The organism is Micromonospora sp. MW-13, from assembly GCF_003434305.1.
Lineage (GTDB): Bacteria > Actinomycetota > Actinomycetes > Mycobacteriales > Micromonosporaceae > Micromonospora.
Map to the genome: position 1 here is coordinate 1 of NZ_QKKX01000137.1, position 307 is coordinate 307.

The 307-nt window shown below is 66.4% G+C and carries 1 protein-coding gene; it reads left to right on the forward strand.

Annotation, left to right across the window (positions count from 1 at the left end; genetic code table 11):
- Window positions 1-307 (forward strand): ABC transporter ATP-binding protein (locus tag C5N14_RS31570; RefSeq protein WP_133305784.1); only part of this gene is annotated, 307 nt, incomplete at both ends.

Here is a 307-nt window from a genome sequence, read left to right on the forward strand (position 1 = left end):
TCAACCGGTACCCGCACCAGTTCTCCGGCGGCCAGCGTCAGCGCATCGGCATCGCCCGCGCGCTGGCCCTGCGTCCGGAGATCATCGTCTGCGACGAGCCGGTGTCGGCCCTGGACGTCTCCATCCAGGCCCAGGTGATGAACCTGCTGGAGAAGCTCCAGAACGAACTCGGCCTGTCGTACGTCTTCATCGCGCACGACCTGTCGGTGGTCCGGCACCTGTCGGACCGGGTCGCCGTGATGTACCTCGGCAAGATCGTCGAGATCGGCACCGAGGACGAGATCTACGAGCGGCCGACCCACCCGTA